The 18,529-nt window shown below is 69.0% G+C and carries 14 protein-coding genes; 7 read left to right on the forward strand and 7 right to left on the reverse strand.

Annotated elements, in window-relative coordinates; genetic code table 11:
* Positions 1 to 58: 58 nt before the first annotated feature.
* Together QQM72_RS02695 and eccE are read right to left on the reverse strand one after the other, a co-directional pair.
* Entirely contained in the window at positions 59 to 835 is a 777-nt protein-coding gene (locus tag QQM72_RS02695) for a hypothetical protein (RefSeq protein WP_314219127.1), read from the reverse strand.
* On the reverse strand, positions 832 to 2,136 hold the full coding sequence (gene eccE / locus QQM72_RS02700; RefSeq protein ID WP_399075688.1) for a type VII secretion protein EccE: 1,305 nt from the start codon (positions 2,134 to 2,136) through the stop codon (positions 832 to 834). Before eccE ends, QQM72_RS02695 begins: the two co-directional genes overlap by 4 nt.
* A 223-nt stretch (positions 2,137 to 2,359) precedes the next feature.
* Between eccE and eccB the strand changes: the two genes are divergently transcribed.
* The 7 genes from eccB to QQM72_RS02735 all read left to right on the forward strand — a co-directional run bounded on the left by eccB (position 2,360) and on the right by QQM72_RS02735 (position 9,719).
* Positions 2,360 to 3,886: a type VII secretion protein EccB gene (gene eccB, locus QQM72_RS02705; protein WP_314219129.1), complete on the forward strand. Its 1,527-nt coding sequence runs from the start codon at positions 2,360 to 2,362 to the stop codon at positions 3,884 to 3,886.
* Between the two features lie 86 nt (positions 3,887 to 3,972).
* A complete protein-coding gene (gene mycP / locus QQM72_RS02710) occupies positions 3,973 to 5,307 on the forward strand; it encodes a type VII secretion-associated serine protease mycosin (protein ID WP_399075692.1) in 1,335 nt (444 codons plus the stop codon).
* A 265-nt stretch (positions 5,308 to 5,572) separates the two neighbouring features.
* Positions 5,573 to 5,956: a hypothetical protein gene (locus tag QQM72_RS02715; RefSeq protein WP_314219130.1), complete on the forward strand. Its 384-nt coding sequence runs from the start codon at positions 5,573 to 5,575 to the stop codon at positions 5,954 to 5,956.
* Positions 5,956 to 7,674, forward strand: a complete 1,719-nt coding sequence (locus tag QQM72_RS02720; RefSeq protein ID WP_314219131.1) for a hypothetical protein — start codon at positions 5,956 to 5,958, stop codon at positions 7,672 to 7,674. The genes QQM72_RS02715 and QQM72_RS02720 overlap by 1 nt, the downstream gene beginning before the upstream one ends.
* Before the next feature lie 28 nt (positions 7,675 to 7,702).
* A complete protein-coding gene (locus tag QQM72_RS02725) occupies positions 7,703 to 8,977 on the forward strand; it encodes a S8 family serine peptidase (protein WP_399075696.1) in 1,275 nt (424 codons plus the stop codon).
* Between the two features lie 48 nt (positions 8,978 to 9,025).
* On the forward strand, positions 9,026 to 9,364 hold the full coding sequence (locus QQM72_RS02730; protein WP_020128584.1) for a WXG100 family type VII secretion target: 339 nt from the start codon (positions 9,026 to 9,028) through the stop codon (positions 9,362 to 9,364).
* A gap of 52 nt (positions 9,365 to 9,416) precedes the next feature.
* A complete protein-coding gene (locus QQM72_RS02735) occupies positions 9,417 to 9,719 on the forward strand; it encodes a WXG100 family type VII secretion target (RefSeq protein ID WP_020128583.1) in 303 nt (100 codons plus the stop codon).
* Between the two features lie 630 nt (positions 9,720 to 10,349).
* Here QQM72_RS02735 and QQM72_RS02740 read toward each other — a convergent pair.
* From QQM72_RS02740 to eccCa, 5 genes are all read right to left on the reverse strand, one after another.
* Positions 10,350 to 10,796 (reverse strand): hypothetical protein, encoded by a 447-nt coding sequence (locus QQM72_RS02740; protein WP_314219132.1) that lies wholly within the window; start codon positions 10,794 to 10,796, stop codon positions 10,350 to 10,352.
* A gap of 109 nt (positions 10,797 to 10,905) precedes the next feature.
* Positions 10,906 to 12,732 carry an alpha/beta hydrolase gene (locus tag QQM72_RS02745; protein WP_314219133.1) on the reverse strand — a complete coding sequence of 609 codons (1,827 nt, stop codon included), beginning with the start codon at positions 12,730 to 12,732 and terminating at the stop codon, positions 10,906 to 10,908.
* 9 nt (positions 12,733 to 12,741) lie between these two features.
* Entirely contained in the window at positions 12,742 to 13,185 is a 444-nt protein-coding gene (locus QQM72_RS02750; protein ID WP_314219134.1) for a hypothetical protein, read from the reverse strand.
* A gap of 441 nt (positions 13,186 to 13,626) precedes the next feature.
* A complete protein-coding gene (locus QQM72_RS02755; RefSeq protein ID WP_314219135.1) occupies positions 13,627 to 14,175 on the reverse strand; it encodes a hypothetical protein in 549 nt (182 codons plus the stop codon).
* 259 nt (positions 14,176 to 14,434) lie between these two features.
* The gene (gene eccCa, locus QQM72_RS02760; protein WP_314219136.1) at positions 14,435 to 18,400 is read right to left on the reverse strand and encodes a type VII secretion protein EccCa; all 3,966 of its coding nucleotides are present in this window, start codon (positions 18,398 to 18,400) and stop codon (positions 14,435 to 14,437) included.
* Positions 18,401 to 18,529: the final 129 nt, after the last annotated feature.

The raw sequence follows: 18,529 nt of genomic DNA on the forward strand, positions 1-18,529 counted from the left end.
AAGGGAGGCCAAGGGAGGCCAAGGAAGGCCAAGGAAGGTAAGGGGAGGCGCCGCCGCGTCAGTCCATTCGTCTCGGTGTGCCCAGCAGCCCGATCTCCGCATCCGTGGGTTGCGTCATCACGTACTGCCGGTCGCGGTCGGCGCACCACAGGGTGAACCCGTCGGCGAGTGTGGGCAGTGCCTCCATGTCCCCGCGGGGCAGCGACAGCGCGCGGCCCAGTTCCGCGGCCTCGTCCGGCGAGATCCGCTGTACGCCGACGAGCCGGGCCTGCCGGACCAGTCGCGGGGCGACCGGACTGAGATACGGCAGCAGCGTCAGCACGGACTGCCAGGGCCCGGAGGTGACCCGGCCGCGCGGCGGGCGCATCCCGCAGTCCCGCACCACCAGCACCGGCGTGCCCGCCGAAGCGCCCTGCGGAGGCACCCGGCCGACCTCGTACACGGCAAGCCCGTTCTGCCCGCCGCCCATCGCGTGCACCATCTGTACCCAGGCCTGCGGCCGCCCCGTCTCCACGGCCACCCGGGCCCCGGTGGCGGCCGTCCTCAGGGCGAGGACCTGCGCGGTCCACAGCCCGCCGATCAGGACGACGTCGTACGGCGTGGGCCGGTTGATCCCCAGCACGGCCGGCCGGCCGTCGGCGCCGACGCCGATGACGACACCGTCGTCCCCGATGGGCAGCGCGAGCGTGGCCAGTTGGTCCTCGGACACCGAGTGCCGTCCGTGCCGCGGCCCTCTCAGGCCGAAGCCGCTGCGCAGCGAGCGGCGTCCGGACCGGCCGGCGGACGGATTCGGCTCGCCGGAAGCGGAGGCTCCGCGTGTCGTCGTCGCCGTCATCGAGCACCTCCGAGCGGCAGCGTCGCGAGCATGCCGGGCACCTGCTCCCGGTCGAGACGGGCGAGCCCGGCGCCGGTGTGCCGGGCCGCGCCCTGCACCGCCCGCCGGGCCGCCACGAGTTCGTCGTCGCTGCGTCCCGTCACCCGGACGTGCCCGGACAGGGACACCTCCTGCCGGTCACCGCGCGCGAGGGTGACGCTGAACGTGGTGGCGAGCGCGGGCACGGCCGTGACCAGGGCGACGAACTGCGGGAGCGACGGGCCGTCGCCGCCCAGCGCGGGCCACCGGCGCAACCAGTAGGTGGTGTGACGGCGGTTGTCGCAGCGCCAGCTCCGGCTGGTCTCCTCGGTCCGCCGCTCCACCGTCCCGGTCCGCCCGGCCTCCGCCGTCACCAGCGGGTTGGCGCAGGCGGACGTGGCGAAGGCGGCCGTCAGCTCCTCCTCGTCGAGGACGGTCGCCCGGAATCCGGCGCCGGTCAGCCGGCTCGCGAGGTGATCCACCGCCCGTACGACGCACTTCTGCGCCCCGACCGCACCACCGCCGCGGACGGCCACGGCCTCCGGGCACAGCTCCGGATCCAGCTTCAGGGCGATCCAGGTGATGCGTACCGCCGGTGCCCCGGTCTGCTCCTGCAAGGGCGCGTAGTTGGCCACGGCCACGGACTGCGGGGGCAGGTGCAGAGCGGGCGCGGGCTGGGTGTGCAGCACGATCTGCGCGGACTCCAGCCGGATCCCGTCCACCTCGAGGGCGTCCCGTACCAGGGCGAGCGGCAGTGGCTGCCGGCCGCGCTCGGCCCGCATCGCGGTCGTGTCCGCCTCCACCTGGAGAACGGCGGTGACGAACGTGCCGTCCCCGACGATCCCCACGGGCCGCCGGTCACGGCCGCCGTACGCGTACGTCCGCAGCCCGGGATCGCATTCCACGGCAGGCCCGAACCCCGGTTCGGTCCCGGGCGGTATCTCCAGCCGCGCTGCCACTCGGCGACGGGACTTCAGTTCCCGCGCGGTGGCCAGCCACTGCGGAAGCGAGCGGCCGCGACGGCGAACGAAGGCGAGGGCCACCAACAGGGCGGCGACGACCACCGCCGCCACCAGCACCACGGGACCGCTCACCCAGCCGATGAGCAGCACGGCGGCCGCGATCTCCAGCAGGACGAGGCGTTGCAAGCGGAATGTCCCGCCCTGTCCCGCACGCGTCCTGAGATGTGGTGTGCCCGGTGCCGACGACCGGTCGGGCCGCTCGGGCGGCCGCGGACCGGTCGACGCGGAACCCCGCGTCCGCGACCGGCCGGCGGAGCGCACGCCCGTTCCCGAAACCCTCACTCCGTCCCCCCGTTCCGCTCACGAACCGCCCGTGTTCCAGCACCGCACGGGGCACTCGACGGCCCGGGAACCCTACCCGCTCCTCAAGTCCCCACGGTTACCGGGCATAGTAGGTGGCCGCTCTGACATCGGAGACGGGGAGCCGGTCAACCGCGCTGCGGACCACGCGGATCGGCCGGTGATCGGGGAGAGACGGGCACAGATGGCATCTCGGCGGGACCAGCTCAACGCCTACACCTTCGCGAAGCGCCGCATGCTCGCGGCCTTCCTCCAGTCGTCGCCCGACGGCTCGGAGGAGGGGGCACCGCGGCCGTTGCGCTCGATCCTGCCCGGAATCGTCGTCGGGGTGCTCGTCATGGCCGTCTTCGGGGCGTGGGGCATGTTCAGACCGACCGCGCCGAAGGGCTGGGACACGCCCAACGCCAAGGTGATCGTCGCGAGCAAGTCGACCACCCGTTACGTGGTGCTGCGGACCAGCGACGAGGTCCAGTTGCACCCGGTCCTCAACATGGCCTCCGCGAAACTGCTCCTCGACGAGGGGCAGGGCCAGGTGGTGACCGTCTCGGAGTCCGTCCTCGACAGCGGCAAGATCCCGCACGGCGTCACCGTCGGCATCCCGTACGCCCCCGACCGGCTGCCGTCGGCGTCCGAGGCGGGCAAGGCGAAGCGGTGGGTGGTCTGCGAGCGGCCGAGCGCGGGGGGCGGGGACTCCGTCCAGAAGGCGGCGCTGGTCCTCGCCGCCCGCGAGAAGGACGCGACCGAGGGCGCGGGGCGTCTGCACGACGGCCAACTGCTCTATGTGGCGGACCCGGACGGCAGACGCTACGTCGTGGACGGGGGCGGCACGGCGTACCCGGTGGGCAAGAGCGACGAGTTGCTGCTGCGGGCGGTGGTCGGTTCCGGCCGGGAGCCCCAACGGGTGTCGGCGCAGTGGCTGGCGACCCTGCACCAGGGCGATCCGATCGCCTTCCCGGACGTACCCGGACAGCCCGGTGAGGAGGCCGGCGCGCCGGGCCAGCTGGACACGTCGGCGGACCGGGTCGGGATGGTGCTCAAGGCGTTCGACAACAACACCGAGCAGTACTACGTGGTGTTGAGCGGCCGTGTCGCTCCCGTCTCCGCCTTCGTCGCCCAACTGCTGCTGTTCAGCAAGGAGCTGGCGCCCCTCGGCCAGGCCGGGCACGCCCGCGAGCTGAGCCCCGGCGCGATCGTGCCGGGCGAGGCGTTCGGCACCGATCACCGCTGGCCCAGCGGTGACCCCGAGCCGGTCAACGAGGCGTCGGGAGCCGCGGGGAGCCGCAGCACGGTCTGCAACGTCCTGCGCGGCGTGAACTCCGGCTCGGGCGCCACGACGCTGAGCACCTGGGCGGGCACGGACTTCCCGGCCAAGCTGCCCACCGGTTCCTCCAGCGCGTATGTGACGCCGGGCTCCGGCCAGCTCTACCGCCAGTTCCAGGGTGAGGCGACCAAGGACGGCCCGGTCTTCCTCGTCACCGACACGGGCCTGCGCTACGTCCTGCAGTCCAACGGCGACAGCGCGACGGACGACGCGGGCATCGGCACCACCGCCGAGCAGCGCGCACAGCGGCAACAGGAGGCGCGGCAGGCCCAGACCCTGCTGGGCTACAAGGACGTCGACCCGGCGCCGATCCCGGCCGCCTGGTCCGAGTTCCTGCCCACCGGCCCGCGCCTGTCGACGGCGGCGGCCCGCCAGCCGCAGGGCTCGTGAGGAGGAGGACGACGGTGCGGCGGACGGCGACGACACCTGGGACGGCGACAGTACGGCGAACGGCCCTGGTGGGGCGGACGGTCCTGATGCGGCGGACGTCCCTGGTGGGGCGGACGGCCCTGCTACGGCGGACGGCCCTGGTACGGCGGCCAGGCTTGGTGTCGCGCACCGCTCCGTTCCTCCGTACCGCTCTGGTGCTGACCGCGACCCTCCTCACCACGGCCACGGCCACGGTCCTCGCGCCCCCCGCGTCGGCGGCGGACAAGCTGCCCTACTCGGACCAGTGCACGTTCCCCAACGGCGCGTACCCGGGCCGCCCCTGGGCCCTCCAGCGGGTCCTCCTGGACGAACTGTGGAGCCGCTCCAAGGGCAAGGGCGTCCGCGTGGCCGTCATCGACACGGGCGTGGACGTGAAGAACCCGCAGCTCACCGAAGCGGTGGACGCGAAGGCCGGCCGCAACCTCCTCCCGAAGAACCTCAAGGACGACGACGGCGACCCGATCGAGCGGGGCGCCGAGAACGGCACCACGGACACCGTCGGCCACGGCACCAAGATCGCCGGCATCATCGCGGCCCGCCCCCTCGACGGCACCGGCTTCGTGGGGCTCGCCCCCGAGGCGACCGTCATCCCGATCCAGCAGAACGACGCCGAGGGCCACGGCGACACCAAGTCCCTGGCCGCCGCGATCCGCTACGCCGTGCAGGCGGGGGCCGGGGTCATCAACATCTCCCAGGACACCTCCAACGCGGTCCGGCCGAGCTCCGACCTGGAGCTGGCCGTCGACGAGGCCCTGGACCGGAACGTCGTCGTCGTGGCGTCGGCGGGCAACGACGGCCTGGGCGGCAACGTCAAGGAGACCTACCCGGCGTCCTACGAGGGTGTCCTCGCGGTCGCCGCCTCGGACCGCAACAACGAACGCGCCTCCTTCTCCCAGTCCGGCGACTTCGTGGGCGTGGCCGCCCCCGGCGTCGACATCGTCTCCACGGTCCCCCAGGGCGGTCACTGCTCCGACAACGGGACGAGCTTCTCGGCGCCGTACGTGGCGGGCGTGGCGGCGCTGCTCAAGGCGAGACACCCGGACTGGACCGCACGCGAGATCGTCGCCCAGATCGAACAGACCGCGGAACGCACCATCGCGGGCCACGACCGACTCGTCGGCTGGGGTGTCGTCGACCCGGTCCGCGCCCTGACGGAGGACGAACGCCCCATCGAGTCCCCGACCCCCCGGAACGGCCTGGGCGCCGCCGAGGCCCCGAGCCCCGCAAAGTTCCACACGGGCGAGACCCCGGACGAACGCAACACCCGCCTTGCCACCTACGCCGTCGTCGCGGCGGCGGTCCTGGTGGCGATCCTCGGCGGCACGGCGGTGGCGATCCGCGACGCGCGGCGGCGGGCGCGGAGGGTCGCGGGGGCGCTATAGGGGCGGCGGCCATCGACGCCGGGCGCAGCGGAAATCACTCCCAACCCGACGAATGGGTCGTACATGCGTATCGGTGGTGACGCGGTTGTTGCGTAAGGCAGTTGGGGCTGTCAGAGGGAGTCATTACAGTGGTTGCGTTGCGGTCATGAACACTTGAAAGGCGTGAGCGGTTCCGTCCGGGACGGGCGGCGGGAAAACGGGGAGAGTGGTTGGCGTGATTCCTGCGGACATGGGCGGGGGCCCCACCGACGTACGGCGCGGATATATGGCGCTCTCGACGTTCAAAAAGCGGGTGGACGACCTGCTCACGGCCTTCGAGAAGTCGGCCGGCGGATCGGCGAAGGTGGCGGACCACAGTCTTGCGGAGCACACCTTCGGCGCGGGGAACTTCCCGGAGGCAAAGACGCTTCACCTCCAGTACGAGCGCGTCCACGAACGCATCACGTCCCTCTCCAAGTCGCTGGGGCTCCAGTTGGAGGCCATGCAGATCGCCGTGCACGGTGTGGACGTCACCTTCGACAACCTCGAAGAGGACCTCCGGTACCGGTTCCACGAGATCCGGACCGAGGTCAACCGGGACCGTGAAGAGACGCTGAACAAGCAGACCGAGCGGACCAACGACGCCGACCACACCGACGCGGGGTACTGATGAGCGGCGAGAAGAAGCAGCCGGACCACTACCGCACGGAACGCCAGGACGCCGCCCAGCAGAACAGCGGCGTGGACGACGCCGTGAACAAGGCCGTGGTGATCAGCCCTGGGTCCCTCAGCAGTCCGGGCGGCTTCGGCAACACCAGCTTCGAGGGCTACGACCTCAACGCGATGATCGACATCGTGGAGTCGGCGAACCCGGGGACCATGGAGAGCGCGGCCACGGCCCTCGTCGACGCCCGCGACGCCATCAACGACGCCGCCAACGAACTCAGCCGCAACCTGGGCGACGTCGACTGGGAGGGCGAGGCCCACACCGCCTTCTACACCTGGGGCATGAACCTGACCACCACGGCTCTCGCCCTGGCCGGCTACGCCGACGAGGTGGGCACCCAGGTCCTGGCGGCAAGCTCCGGCCTCGCCTCCGTACGCAAGTCGATGCCCCCGCGCGACAGCCGCCTGGTCCCCAAGAAGGTCGAGGACATCCCGACGCCCCAACGGGTCGAAGGCAACGAGGAGTACACGGCAGCGGTCACGGCGGAGAAGAACCGCCAGGAAGCCATCAACCAGATGTACCGGCTGGCGTCGTTCTACACGGTGTCGAGCGGGATGATGGAACTGGCGGAGGAGCCGGTGTTTCCGGAGATGCCTAGCGTGGGGGTGCCTGAGCCACCGCCGGGTTACGCGATCCCGGAGCCTCCAGGGGAACGTATCGGGGGACTTGGCGCGGCCACGAACGGCTCGGAAGCAGTGCCCCATGACTCGCCGAGTGACACGGCTGGGCGGTCACGGCCTCACGCCTCTCTCCCATCCGCCGTAGGGCCGGACAATCCCGGCCCGCGTCCGGAAAAGCCCGTCGGCACGGAGATTGACAGCGTCGGCACTCTACCGCCGCAGGATTCAGTGAAGCCGACCACCGTTGTATCGCCCTCGACGGCAGGTCCCAGCGCAACCCCCGCGGGAACGGTTCCTTCCTTTACTTCCACCGGCGTACCGCCCGTCTCCCGAGGGTCGGCCGGACGGACCACAGGGTTCGGCGCAGTTCCGGGAAGCAGGGCTCAAGCTGCGGCTGGGGGGCGCGTCGGTGGTATGCAGGGCGGTACCTCAGCAGGGCGTACGGGAACCGGTCCCATGGGTCAGGCGGGACGCACCGCCGCAGCAGGTAAAACGAGCGGTCGCAGCAATGGCCCCACGGGACGAGGCGTAGTCGGCGGGGTGCCGAAAACTGGTGGGCAGGCGGCAGGACGTTCCGGTGGTATTTTACGCGGTCCCACATCCGGCATGGGTGCCACGAACCCCGGGCGTCCGGTCGCCGGGCGCACCGGCGCCGGGCGTACGGGCGATGGGGTTGTCGGCGGGAAACGTGTCACAGGGAGTGGCGCCGGTGCCAGCGGTTCCAAGTTGCCGCGCGGCACGGTTGTCGGCGGTGAAGCCGCGTCCACCTCACGCGCAGCAGGCGAGAGGCCCGGCCGGCGTGGAGTGATCGGGACGCCCGGTTCGACGACGGGCGCGGGGACAGGGCAAGCGGCTCGCCGACCTGCCGGTACCCCCGACGGCGTGGTCGGAACGCCGAAGGGACGAGTAGCCCAGAGCAAGAGCAACGGAAACGCGTCGGGCGGCGTGGGAGCGGCGCGTGATTCCAGGCGCAACCGGGGTTCCGGCAAGGCTCGTTCCCGCCGCGACGAGCGGCGCGATGACTCGTCGACGACGGACTGACCGGACAAGAGCGAGGACAGACAGAGGCATGGTTGCACTGATCAGCCGACGCGGCGGGCGGAGCGCGTCTTTCGGGGGACGAAACGGGAAACGGGTTTCCGCCGCCTGCTCGGCGCTCGGTGCCTTCGCGATCCTTTCGGCAGGGATGGCTTCAAGCGCGTCGGCTGCCGATGTTCAGTCCCGGCAGTGGTACCTGGCGGCGATGAAAGCCGACGAGATGTGGAAGGTGAGCACCGGCCAGGGAATCAAGGTTGCTGTCATTGACTCGGGCGTCAACGCTGCAATCCCCTCGCTGAAGGGGCAGGTGCTTTCCGGTGAGGTGCCATCAGCCGTCGCCTACGGTGCCACAAGGGACTACACGGGTCACGGAACGACGATGGCGGAATTGATCGCTGGCACGGGAACCGGAGACGGACTGAAAGGAATCGCACCTGGGGCCAAGATTGTGCCGTTCCGTATCGTGGCCGACAGCCTGAAAGACAAGGCTGAGATCACTAAGACTGCAAGCTCGGCACAGGCTATTCGGGCGGCCGCCGACACTGACGTCAAGATTCTCAGCATGTCCTTCGGAAGTCCTGGCGAGGACCCAGAGGAAGCGGCGGCGATCAAGTACGCCCATTCCAAGGGGAAATTGATGTTCGCCAGTGTCGGCAACGATGCCGAGAGCAAGAACCTCATCGGCTACCCGGCTGCCTATCCGTACGTAATCGGCGTCGCTGCTTCCGATAAATCCGGAACAGTCGGAAAGTTCTCGGAGTACGGAAACTACGTCGACCTGGCGGCTCCTGGGCTCGACATACCTGCGTGGTGTGACAAGACGTTCCGCTCTTACTGCGATGGCGTGGGTACGAGCATGGCCACCGCTATCGCCTCCGCCTCCGCAGCCCTGATCTGGTCCGCCCACCCCAACTGGACGGCCAACCAGGTCCTCGCCAGCCTGATCGACACCGCCGGACGCGACTGGGCGAAGGACGACCCGAGTACGTACCTCGGCTACGGACTGATCCGCCCCCGCATGGTGCTGAAGCAAAGCAACTTCAACCCCGGCCCGGCCGGCACCGACCCGCTCGCCAGGGAGAACGCGACGGGCGTCACGGACGAGGCGGGCAACGCACCCTCCGCATCGGCGTCAAGTTCCTCCCCGCCCTCGAAGGCCACGTCAGGGGGCCAGACCTCGGCGGCGGCATCAACCTCGGACACCTCCGACAACACCACGATGTGGATTGCGCTCGGCGCGGCGGCGGCAGTCCTGGTGATCGGAGGCGGCGCTTTCGCCGTTCTCCGCTCACGGCGAGCCACATGACCCACACATGACGAACCACAGCTCACGAAAGCGAAAAGGAGTGCCGAAATGGTCGACCGCAAGCTAAACGACGGCGATGTACAGAAGCTCCAGAAGGAAGTTATCGATCGCTACGACAACATCCGGGGCTCCCTCGCGAAGCTGCAGGGCACGATCGACATGATCGAGAGGGCGTGGACGGGCCAGGGTGCCAACGCCTTCAACACCAAGCAGACGGAGATCAACGGCCATATGGTCGCGATCGGCAAGATGCTCGACGACTTCCTCGACGGCATCCACATGACGAAGACCGACAAGCAGAACCTCGAGGACCAGATCACCGCCGACATGAACAAGATCTCGGTCGAGGATCTGGGCGGAAAGACTTCGGCGCTCAACAGCTACTGACTGACCAATCCGGCGAAGTCCGGCTGAAGTCTTCACAGAAACGAGGGGAATCATGTCCGGAGCCCATTACGAGGAACTCGCCGTCACCTACGGCACCATGGACGCGCTCGCCACCGAGCTCGGCGACCAGGCCAGGAAGCTCGAGGAGGACCTCGAAGCGCTGAGGCAGGCCGTGCTCAACGTGTCCTCGGGCTGGGGCGGCGAGGCGTTCCAGCAGTTCCAGAGCAAGAGCGAGGAGTGGAACAAGCACGCGCGCGGCATCCACGCGGCGCTGCTCCAGATCTCGCACCAGGTCCACGGCGCCGGCGGTGACTACCGCGGCGGCGACCTGAAGGGCGCCAGCTACTTCATGTAGCAGCGCGTACGTCACAACACCGGGGTGGGCACGCACGGGAGGTGCCCACCCTGTGCTGTGTTGCGGCGCCCGGAACCTTCACCGACCGCCTCAGCCGCGGCGCCAACGGTCTCGTGCCACAGTCCGTCGGCGGAGAGGATCCAGGAAGTGGGCACCGGCACCCCGTCCGAGCGGGCGTCCAACACCCGAGGTTGAGCATCTGCCGCGTGGGCCTGGTCGGGCCGGACGGGTCGGCCCGACCGAGACCCTGCTGCTTACCCGCGTTGCCGGCCTGGAGTTGAGCGTCAAAAGCGTTCGACCTCTTGGCCGTTGGGGACCTTGTAGCAGCCGGACACCAGGTCCAGGGTCAGCATCGGCGGGTCATCCCTGGCCATTGCGATGGCCTTTACTGACCTTCTTCTTGCTATTTTCGGCGGCCAGAACGACGTTCTTGTTCTTGCTGGTGTCCGGACCGTGCTGGACGATCTCCCATCCATTTTTCGGTAGTTCCCTCTGTGAAACCCAGGACAGCCGCGCTGAGAGTCAGTATTCGTATGTCCTTATGCATGAGGAAACCCGTTCGCCTCTTCATTGATTTGGGCGCTCTTCACTTTCTCTTCGAGTCGAGCCGCGCCGCGACATGCCGGAAACTCATCGCTGCTCCGAGTCATTCGCCGACCGGAAGCACCTGGAGTAGAGGTTCACCTCTATGAGCGGCTCGTGTCCGTCCAATCCCTTGAGCCAGGTGATTTCAGCCTGACTCAGGGTATTTTCGTGGACAGTCAGGATTTGCATGTTCTTGTTCTTGCTGCCGTCGTTGCCGACCTTCTCGACCTTCCAGCCTTGTTTGGGGAGCCCCTGGCGCAGATTGGCCATGGCCTTCTCCATGATGTCGTTTCCCGCTTGGTACGCCGACCAGGAGTGCCGGACCCTGTACAACTTCCCCGAGTCATCGTCACCGGACTCGCAAGGCTGAACAGTCGGTCCCGGCTCCGTGACCTTGCTCTTGACGCTCATGACATCGAAGATCTGGCTGGACAGTTCCGAGACCTCGGTCTTGACCGTCTCGGTGGACCGGGACTTCGGCTCGTAGTCCAACGAATTCTCACTCCCCTGAGTAGATGAGCAGCCTGTTGCCAACATAAGAGCGGACACAGCGATCAGTGCCCCTGAGCCGAGGCGGACTCCCCGGCAGGGCTGGGGACTCTCAGTCGTCCAGAACGACATCTCCGTACCTTCCTGCGATCACTCGGGCCTGGTTCTCCAGGCTGAGCGACGCGTTGTGCCCATCTGTATCCCAGAAGCCGCTGTGACCACCCGAGTCGCTCTTCATTACGTTCCCGCCGAACGACTCATCGGTGGGAATGATCGAGTTATCGCCGAGTCCCATGAGACGACCGCCCTGGCGTACGAACTGGTCATCCCCCGGCCCGCCCATCGCCCAGACGTGGTCCGCCCCGACGCCAAGGTCGGCCGCACGATCTGCCTGAACACCCGGGCTCCCCGCGAACATGTAATCGTCGACAGCCTCTGAGTCCCTCCAACTCCCGGACTGGGCCGAGACACCGACGACCGTGCTTCCGTAGCTGTGCCCGAGGACCGTGGTGTGGGCGCTGTTCCCGGAGAGTTCCTCGTGGGCTGCTCTGCTTCCCTGGAGAAAGTCGTACAGACGCGGACCGCCCTCTTCCGCGTACTTCCCGCTACTCGCTTGCGGAACGATGCTGTCCGGAGCGTTGTAGTCGAGCCAGGTGATAGTGGACACGTTCTGGCCAGGCGCTAGCTTGGAGCTCTCCGCCCACAGCGTCTCCCCGCGGCCGAGGTCCCCATGATCGTCACCTTCCCCGATCTTTTCGAGGCCGGCGTGGGTACCGGGCACGTAGACGGCTACATGATCCGCCTCGTCGGGATTGCCGTTGGCGAGGATGACCTTTCCGTCATCCAGTCCGGTGGGGTCGAAGCCGAGTAGATATGCCTCGGGCAGGCCGCCTTCACCAGTCCGGTTGAAGCGATCCTGGATGTAGCCCATGCCTGTGAGGGTCTGCTTCAGCTGTTCGGAGCGATCCCCGTACTGTTTGTACCAGTCCATCCACTCATCGGTGTGCACCTTTGACGGGTACGGTCCTGCGGTGATCCACGTCCATTCGTTGGCGGGTGGCTTGGGGATCGAGTCCAGTTCTATCCGGAGCTGTGCGCGTGTCTCGTCGAACACCATGCGATTCGCCTCGTCCCGGACCGTGGCGGGCAGTCCGTTCAGCGCGCCCATGGCATCCGGCCGCATGGAGACCCACGCGGACTGTTCCTCCGGGCTCAGGCGCTTCCACCACTCGGCGTTCTCCTCCGGGCTGCCCTCCTTCGGCGGCTGTGGCAACGAGTCGAGGTACTTCTTGCCCGCGTCGCGCACACCGCTCGAATCAGAAGACGCGTCGGCCCAGTCGCGGTCGGAGACGGTGAGGTCGTCGTCGGCCTTCAACGCCCGTAGTTTCGGCGCCCACTTCTCGTCGGCCTCCGTGGCCTCCTTGAGCGCGGCGGCGATCTGGTCGGCGTAGTCCTGCGCGAGGCGGTGATGGGGGTTGGGGTCGAAGTTCGCCGCCTGACGGCCCACTGCCGCGGCCGTGCCGTCCGTCAGGCCGCTTACCGTGCCGCCGTCGGGGATCTTCCCGTCGGTATCCTTCTCCCCGCCCGCCGGGTAGGACACCGAACCGTCGGCGTGCACGGTGAGTGCGGCGGCCTGGGCACCGTCGAGGGCCGAGTCGAGCTTGACCTTGGCTGCTCCCACCTCGTAGGAGAAGGCTTCGAGCGCCGTACTGACCAGACCGCACTCGACTTGGATGTAGTGGAAGTTCTTGCCCAGCTCCCCCAACTGCATGATCGCCGCGGTCGCAGCCTCGCCCTTCAGCGAGTTCCGCATCGCCACGGCGATCTGATGCTCGATGCGGTCCTTGGCCGCGCTCGCCATGTCGGAGGTGCTGCGGTATCCGTCGGCGGCTTCCGAGTACTCGGTCGGCTTGAAGGCCTTGAGCATTGCGAGGTCCATGACGTCCCGTTACCGCCCTTTCTCCTGACCGCCGACGGTCGGAGTGTCCGCGTACTCCACCGTCAGATTGCCGATCTCGACCTCGATCGCCTCATCGGTCTTGAGCTGGTCGTTGCCCGCCTTCTCCAGCAGACCTGAGAGCTTCCCACAGCGCCCGCTCACGTTCTTGACGTAGGTTTCCCACGAGTCGTGGACGTCCTTCTGGGCCGCGGCGGTCAGGCAGCCGGCGTCCTCACCGAGGCCCTTCTGGCCGTCCGTCAGCTTGGCCATCGCCTTGCTGATGCCCTGACGGAGCGAGCCGACGTCCTGGCCGGCCTTGGACCAGGCAGTCTTGTTCGACACCAGAGTGCCGGTGTCACCACCCGGGCCGAGTGGTACGTGGTTCAGTTGCATCTGGGCCGCATGTTGATCTGCCGCCGCACTCTTGAGCTGCTCCCACTCTTCCCACGCCATGCGTGAGCCCCTTCCCCGTGAAGCCCGTCGGACAGAGCAAGCCCGTCCGTCCTACCGGACGTTCCACCGATCCACCAACAGGACAGATCCATGAACCCCGTTCAAGTGAGTTCACGGATCTCACCCTACTTTCCCCAATTCACCGTCGTCTGCCTGGTAGCGGCGTCCCGGAAGTCAGTTGGCTCAATTGCCCGGGTGCGAGGGGGTCCACGGCCGGATGCGTCGGCCAACCGGAAGCCCAAGCGATTAAGTCGTCCGAGGAGAAGAGGTCTGCGGAAGGGGAGGTGGTGGCGGCGGGATTTGGCGGCCGGGTCTCTCCGCTGACACTCACCTCGGCGGTGCCCCGGCAAGCGCGGAGGCGGTGTAGCAACAGGCGACGGGAGGAAGGCACGTACACTCCTGCGCTGGCGTCCTGAGGATCGAGTTGGGTCGAGATCGAGATCAGGTACAGTCACTCTCCTTCTGTACTTGCTCGGTGTATTCGGTGATAAGACGCTTCATCGTGGACGAGCTCTCCCGACCGGAGGCGAAGACCTGGACAACAGTGAAGAGAGCCTGGTCCGGGTGGGCTGAATCCGTGCATTCCTCGATCTTCTCGACCGCGCCGGTCCCCGAATAGAGAGACTCGTCGCCGGTGATCACGTCTCCCTTGTTGACCTGAGCGTGCACGGCTGCGACGTCGATTACGCTTCCTGTCTTCTCCCACCACAGTCGGCCTGCCGCAAGGGCCAGTTCACCGTCGACGCTCACATTGCAGCGTTGGGTTCCGCCGTTGGGTGTGGTCTGCCGGGTGGAAACCTTTTCTCCGGGCGGCAGGAACGGTGCCAGAAGGTCGGGGTCCACGGCCACCCCGCACAGGGACTGTGGGAGGGAATACTCCCTTTCCTCGCCGCTTGAGCATCCGGACAAGGCGGTTCCGACAGCGAGCGATGCCGTCAGGATTGCAAGGCGTCGAAGCGTTGTTGAGAGCGGGAGCGGTGCGTATTTCAAGGTCAGGGACCTCTCTGGGCGGATTGATCCTTGTGCGGGCGTGCGACAGGTGCGGCCGTGGTCCTGCATCAGACGTCCGTCTTGAGATCGGGAGCCATGGCGGTGGAGTTCGTCCCCGAGTCCTTGAAACCGCCCTCCGCGCCCCGATTCACCGCCGTCCGGCTTGACGGCGGCGAAGCCGAGCCGCCGATTCCAGCACCCGGCAAGTCCCTCGAACGGCCCCTCGGACGGGCGGCGAGTACGTCCGAGGGACAGCCCGTCACACCCCCTCCGGTGCCATCCCCACCTGCACCAACGGCTTCCCCCGGCGCCGTGAGACGAAGATCCCCCGTCCCGCGGGCATCGGCCGAGGCCGTACCCCGCCGAGGAGGTCTCCCTCTCCGGGGTCGCCCGCCAGCACGACGCCCTGGGCGCCCAGCTCCTTGATCCGCTGCATGAACGCCTCGTACGACGCCCGCCCCGCGCCCGCCGTCGACCGCGCGATGATGAACCGCACCCCGACGTCCCGGGCGAACGGCAGCAGTTCCGTCAGTCCGGCCAGCGGGTTGCCGCTCGACGTCGCCACCAGGTCGTAGTCGTCGATGACGACGAACACCGTCGGTCCACGCCACCAACTGCGGTCCCGGAGCTGGCGCGCCGTCACCTCTGCCGTCGGCGCCCGGCGCTTCATCAGGTCGGCCAGCGCGGCCATGTGGTGGTCCATGGCGTTGGACATCGGGATGTACTCGGCCAGGTGGGACTCCGGCGTCACGTCCAGCAGGGACCGCCGGTTGTCGACCACGAACAGCTTGCACTCGTCGCCCGAGTAGCGCTGGGTCAGTTGCCTGATCAGCAGCCGCAGCAGGTTCGACTTGCCGGACTCGCTCTCGCCGAAGACGAGGAGGAACGGATCCTGCTCGAAGTCGACGTAGACCGGCTCGAGCCGGTCCTCGTCGAGGGCGAAGGCGACCCCGCGGCGCGGGAAGCGGTCGCCCGGCGGCAACGAGTCGGCCGGGAACTCCCTTGGCAGCAGCCGGACTTCCGGCGCGGGCGCCGCCTGCCACTGCCGGGAGACCTCCGCGGTCAGCGCCTGGGTGGCGTCGGCGAGGTCCGTGTCGGAGGCGAGGCCGTCGATGCGCGGCACCGCCCCCATGAAGTGCAGCTTCTGCGGCGACTGGCCCCGGCCCGGCACGCCGGCCGGGACGTTCGCGGCGACCTTGCGGTCGATCTCGGAGTCCATCGTGTCGCCGAGCCGCAGCTCCAGCCGGTTCATCAGCTGGTCCTTGAGGGCGGCCCTGACCTCCATCGAGCGCGAGGCCGTCAGCACCAGGTGGACGCCGTAGCCGAGCCCGCGCGCCGCGATGTCGAGGATCACCTGGTCCATCGCCTCGTACTCGGACCGGAAGTTGCCCCACCCGTCGACGATCAGGAACACATCCCCCCAGGGCTGGTCCGTGACCGAGATGTCCCCGCGGGCCCGCCTGGCCCGGAACTCCGCGATCGACGGGATGCCGGCCGAGCGGAAGTACTCCTCACGGCGGGTCAGCACGCCGTACACCTCGGCCACCGTGCGCCGTACCCGCTCCGGGTCGAGCCGGGAGGCGACCCCGCCCACGTGCGGCAGACCGGCCACCGACGCCATCGCGCCGCCGCCGAAGTCGAGGCCGTAGAACTGGACCTCGTGCGGCGTGTGGGTCAGGGCGAAGGCGCAGACCAGCGAGCGCAGCAGGGTCGACTTGCCGGACTGCGGGCCGCCGACGATCTGCATATGGCCCGCGGCGCCGGAGAAGTCCACCCAGAGGGAGTCGCGACGCTGCTCGAACGGCTTGTCCACCAGACCCACCGGCACGACCAGCCGGCCCGCGCCCTCGTACCCCGGCTGGGTCAGGCCGCGGCCGGGCACCGCCGTGAGTCCCGGCAGCAGCGCGTCCAGCGACGGCGGACTGTCCAGCGGCGGCAGCCACACCTGGTGCGCCGCCGGGCCCTGTGCCTCCAGCCGGCGCACGATCACGTCGAGCACGGTGTCCGCCAACGCGTCGTCGACCTCCGCGTCGCCGGACGGGCGCGCCTGCGGCACCTGCGCGTACCGCACCGGCACCTCCGCCGAGGTGAACAGCACGGGCCGCCGGTCCACCGGCAGCGGGCCGCCCCCCGCCGCCGTCCGCTGGGCGCCCGAGCGGTAGACCCCGGACACGTACGCCGCCTTGAACCGCACCATCTCGTCGGTGCCGAACTTCAGGAAGCCGGAACCCGGCACGTTCGGCAGCGAGTACGCGTCGGGCACCCCGAGCGCCGCCCGCGACTCCGCCGCCGAGAAGGTGCGCAGACCGACGCGGTACGACAGATAGGTCTCCAGGCCGCGCAGCCGGCCCTCCTCCAGGCGCTGCGAGGCCAGCAGCAGGTGCACGCCGAGCGAGCGGCCGATGCGGCCGATCTGCACGAACATCTCGATGAAGTCCGGCTTCGCCGTCAGCAGTTCGCTGAACTCGTCGATCACCAGCACCAGGGAGGGGATCGGCTGGAGGGCGGCGCCCGCGGCCCGCGCCTTCTCGTAGTCGTGGATGTTGGCGTAGTTGCCCGCGTCCCGCAGCAGTTCCTGACGGCGGTTGAGCTCACCCCGGATGGAGTCGCCCATCCGGTCCACCAGCGTCAGGTCGTCCGCCAGGTTGGTGATCACGGCCGCCACGTGCGGCATCTGCGCCATACCGGCGAAGGTCGCGCCGCCCTTGAAGTCGGCGAGGACGAAGTTCAGCGTCTCGGAGGAGTGGGTGACCGCCAGACCCAGCACCAGCGTGCGCAGCAGCTCGGACTTGCCGGAACCCGTCGCGCCCACGCACAGACCGTGCGGGCCCATGCCCTCCTGCGCCGCCTCCTTGAGGTCCAGCATCACCGGACGGCCGTCCTCGCCCACCCCGATCGGCACCCGCAGCCGCTCCGCCAGCGAACGCGGCCGCCAGGTCCGCCGGGTGTCCACGGCCGCGGCGTCCCCGAGGCTCAGCAGGTCGGTGAACTCCAGGTTGGCCAGCAGCGGCTCGTCGTCGTCCCCGCCGGACGCCATCCGCAGCGGGGCGAGCTGCCGGGCGAGCGCCTCGGCGGACTCGGGGGAGAGCGCGTCCGGCGTCCCCTCGTAGACGGCGCCGTGCCCCGATTCCAGCCGCAGCACGCCGGGCTGTACGACGATGTCGAGCTCGCCGCCGGCCCCCGTCGGCTCACCGGGGACGATCTCGAGGACCGTCACGCCCTGGAGCCCCTCGGGATTGGCCAGGACCGAGTCCGGGGGCAGCGAGACGCCGTCGAGGACGACGACGATGTGCGGCTCGTCGGGCAGCGGTGCCGCGTGCGGATGGAACCGCGGGCGGCCCGTCAGCCGAGCCCCGAGCAGGTTCTCCAGCTCACGGGTGTCGGCGCCGATCAGCCTGCGGCTGCCCGCTCCGTCCACGGCCCCCGACGCCTGGACGTGCGGCAGCCACTTCGCCCACTCCCAGTGCGGCAGTTCCTCCCGGCCCGCCGCGACGACGAGAACGAGATCCTCGGACGAGTGCAGCGCGGCCAGCGAACCGGCCAGGGCACGGGCGCAGGAGCGCACCGACCGGGGCTCACCGCTGAGCGTGACGTGGTAGAAGGCGCGCAGCGAGACGGCCATCGGCAGGTCGTCGAGGCTGTCGTGGACGGCGAGGAAGCGCTGCAGCGCGCCCGCGGTCAGCGGCTCCAGCTGCTCCACCGGACCGGTCTCGGGAGCGATCAGCGCGGTGGCGAGAGCCTGGGCGCCGAGGCCGACGCGCACCTGGGCGAAGTCCTCGTCCCCGGGCCGCCGTTCCCACACCCGGCTGCCCTCGGCGACGAGTGCCCACAGCTGTTCGGGGGAGGGATGCAGGTAGTACTGCGCGTCACGCTGCGCCCGCGCGGTGTCGAGCGCGGTACGCCGGGTCTGCGCCAGGTAACTCAGGTAGTCGCGGCGCAGATCCGCCAACTGCCCCTGCGAGCCGCGCCGGAAGCGCACCACCATCGCGATCGACATGGCCACCGTCGAGGCGATCATGACCATGCCCATGATGCGCATGAACGGCTGCCCGCTCGTGAAGAAGAAGACCACCGAGCCGCCCATGCCGAGCGTCGGCAGCAGTTGCATCAGCACGCTCTCCTGATGGCCCCGCGGCAGCTCCGGCGGAGGCTGCAGAACAACCTCACCGGTGGGCACCTCGGACGGCAGCACCCGTGGCTGGCGCTTCACGACGATGTGGCTCACTGCTCACCAATCCCCTTGCGAGGCCCCGAATCCCCTTGCGCGACCCCGGAAGACCTCGTCCGCCGCCCCGTTCCGGACGGACGCGGGCCGCCGCGTGATCCTACTGACTGCCCCTTCGACCAAGGGGCG

The sequence above is a fragment of the Streptomyces zaehneri genome, assembly GCF_032248645.1.
GTDB lineage: Bacteria > Actinomycetota > Actinomycetes > Streptomycetales > Streptomycetaceae > Streptomyces > Streptomyces coriariae.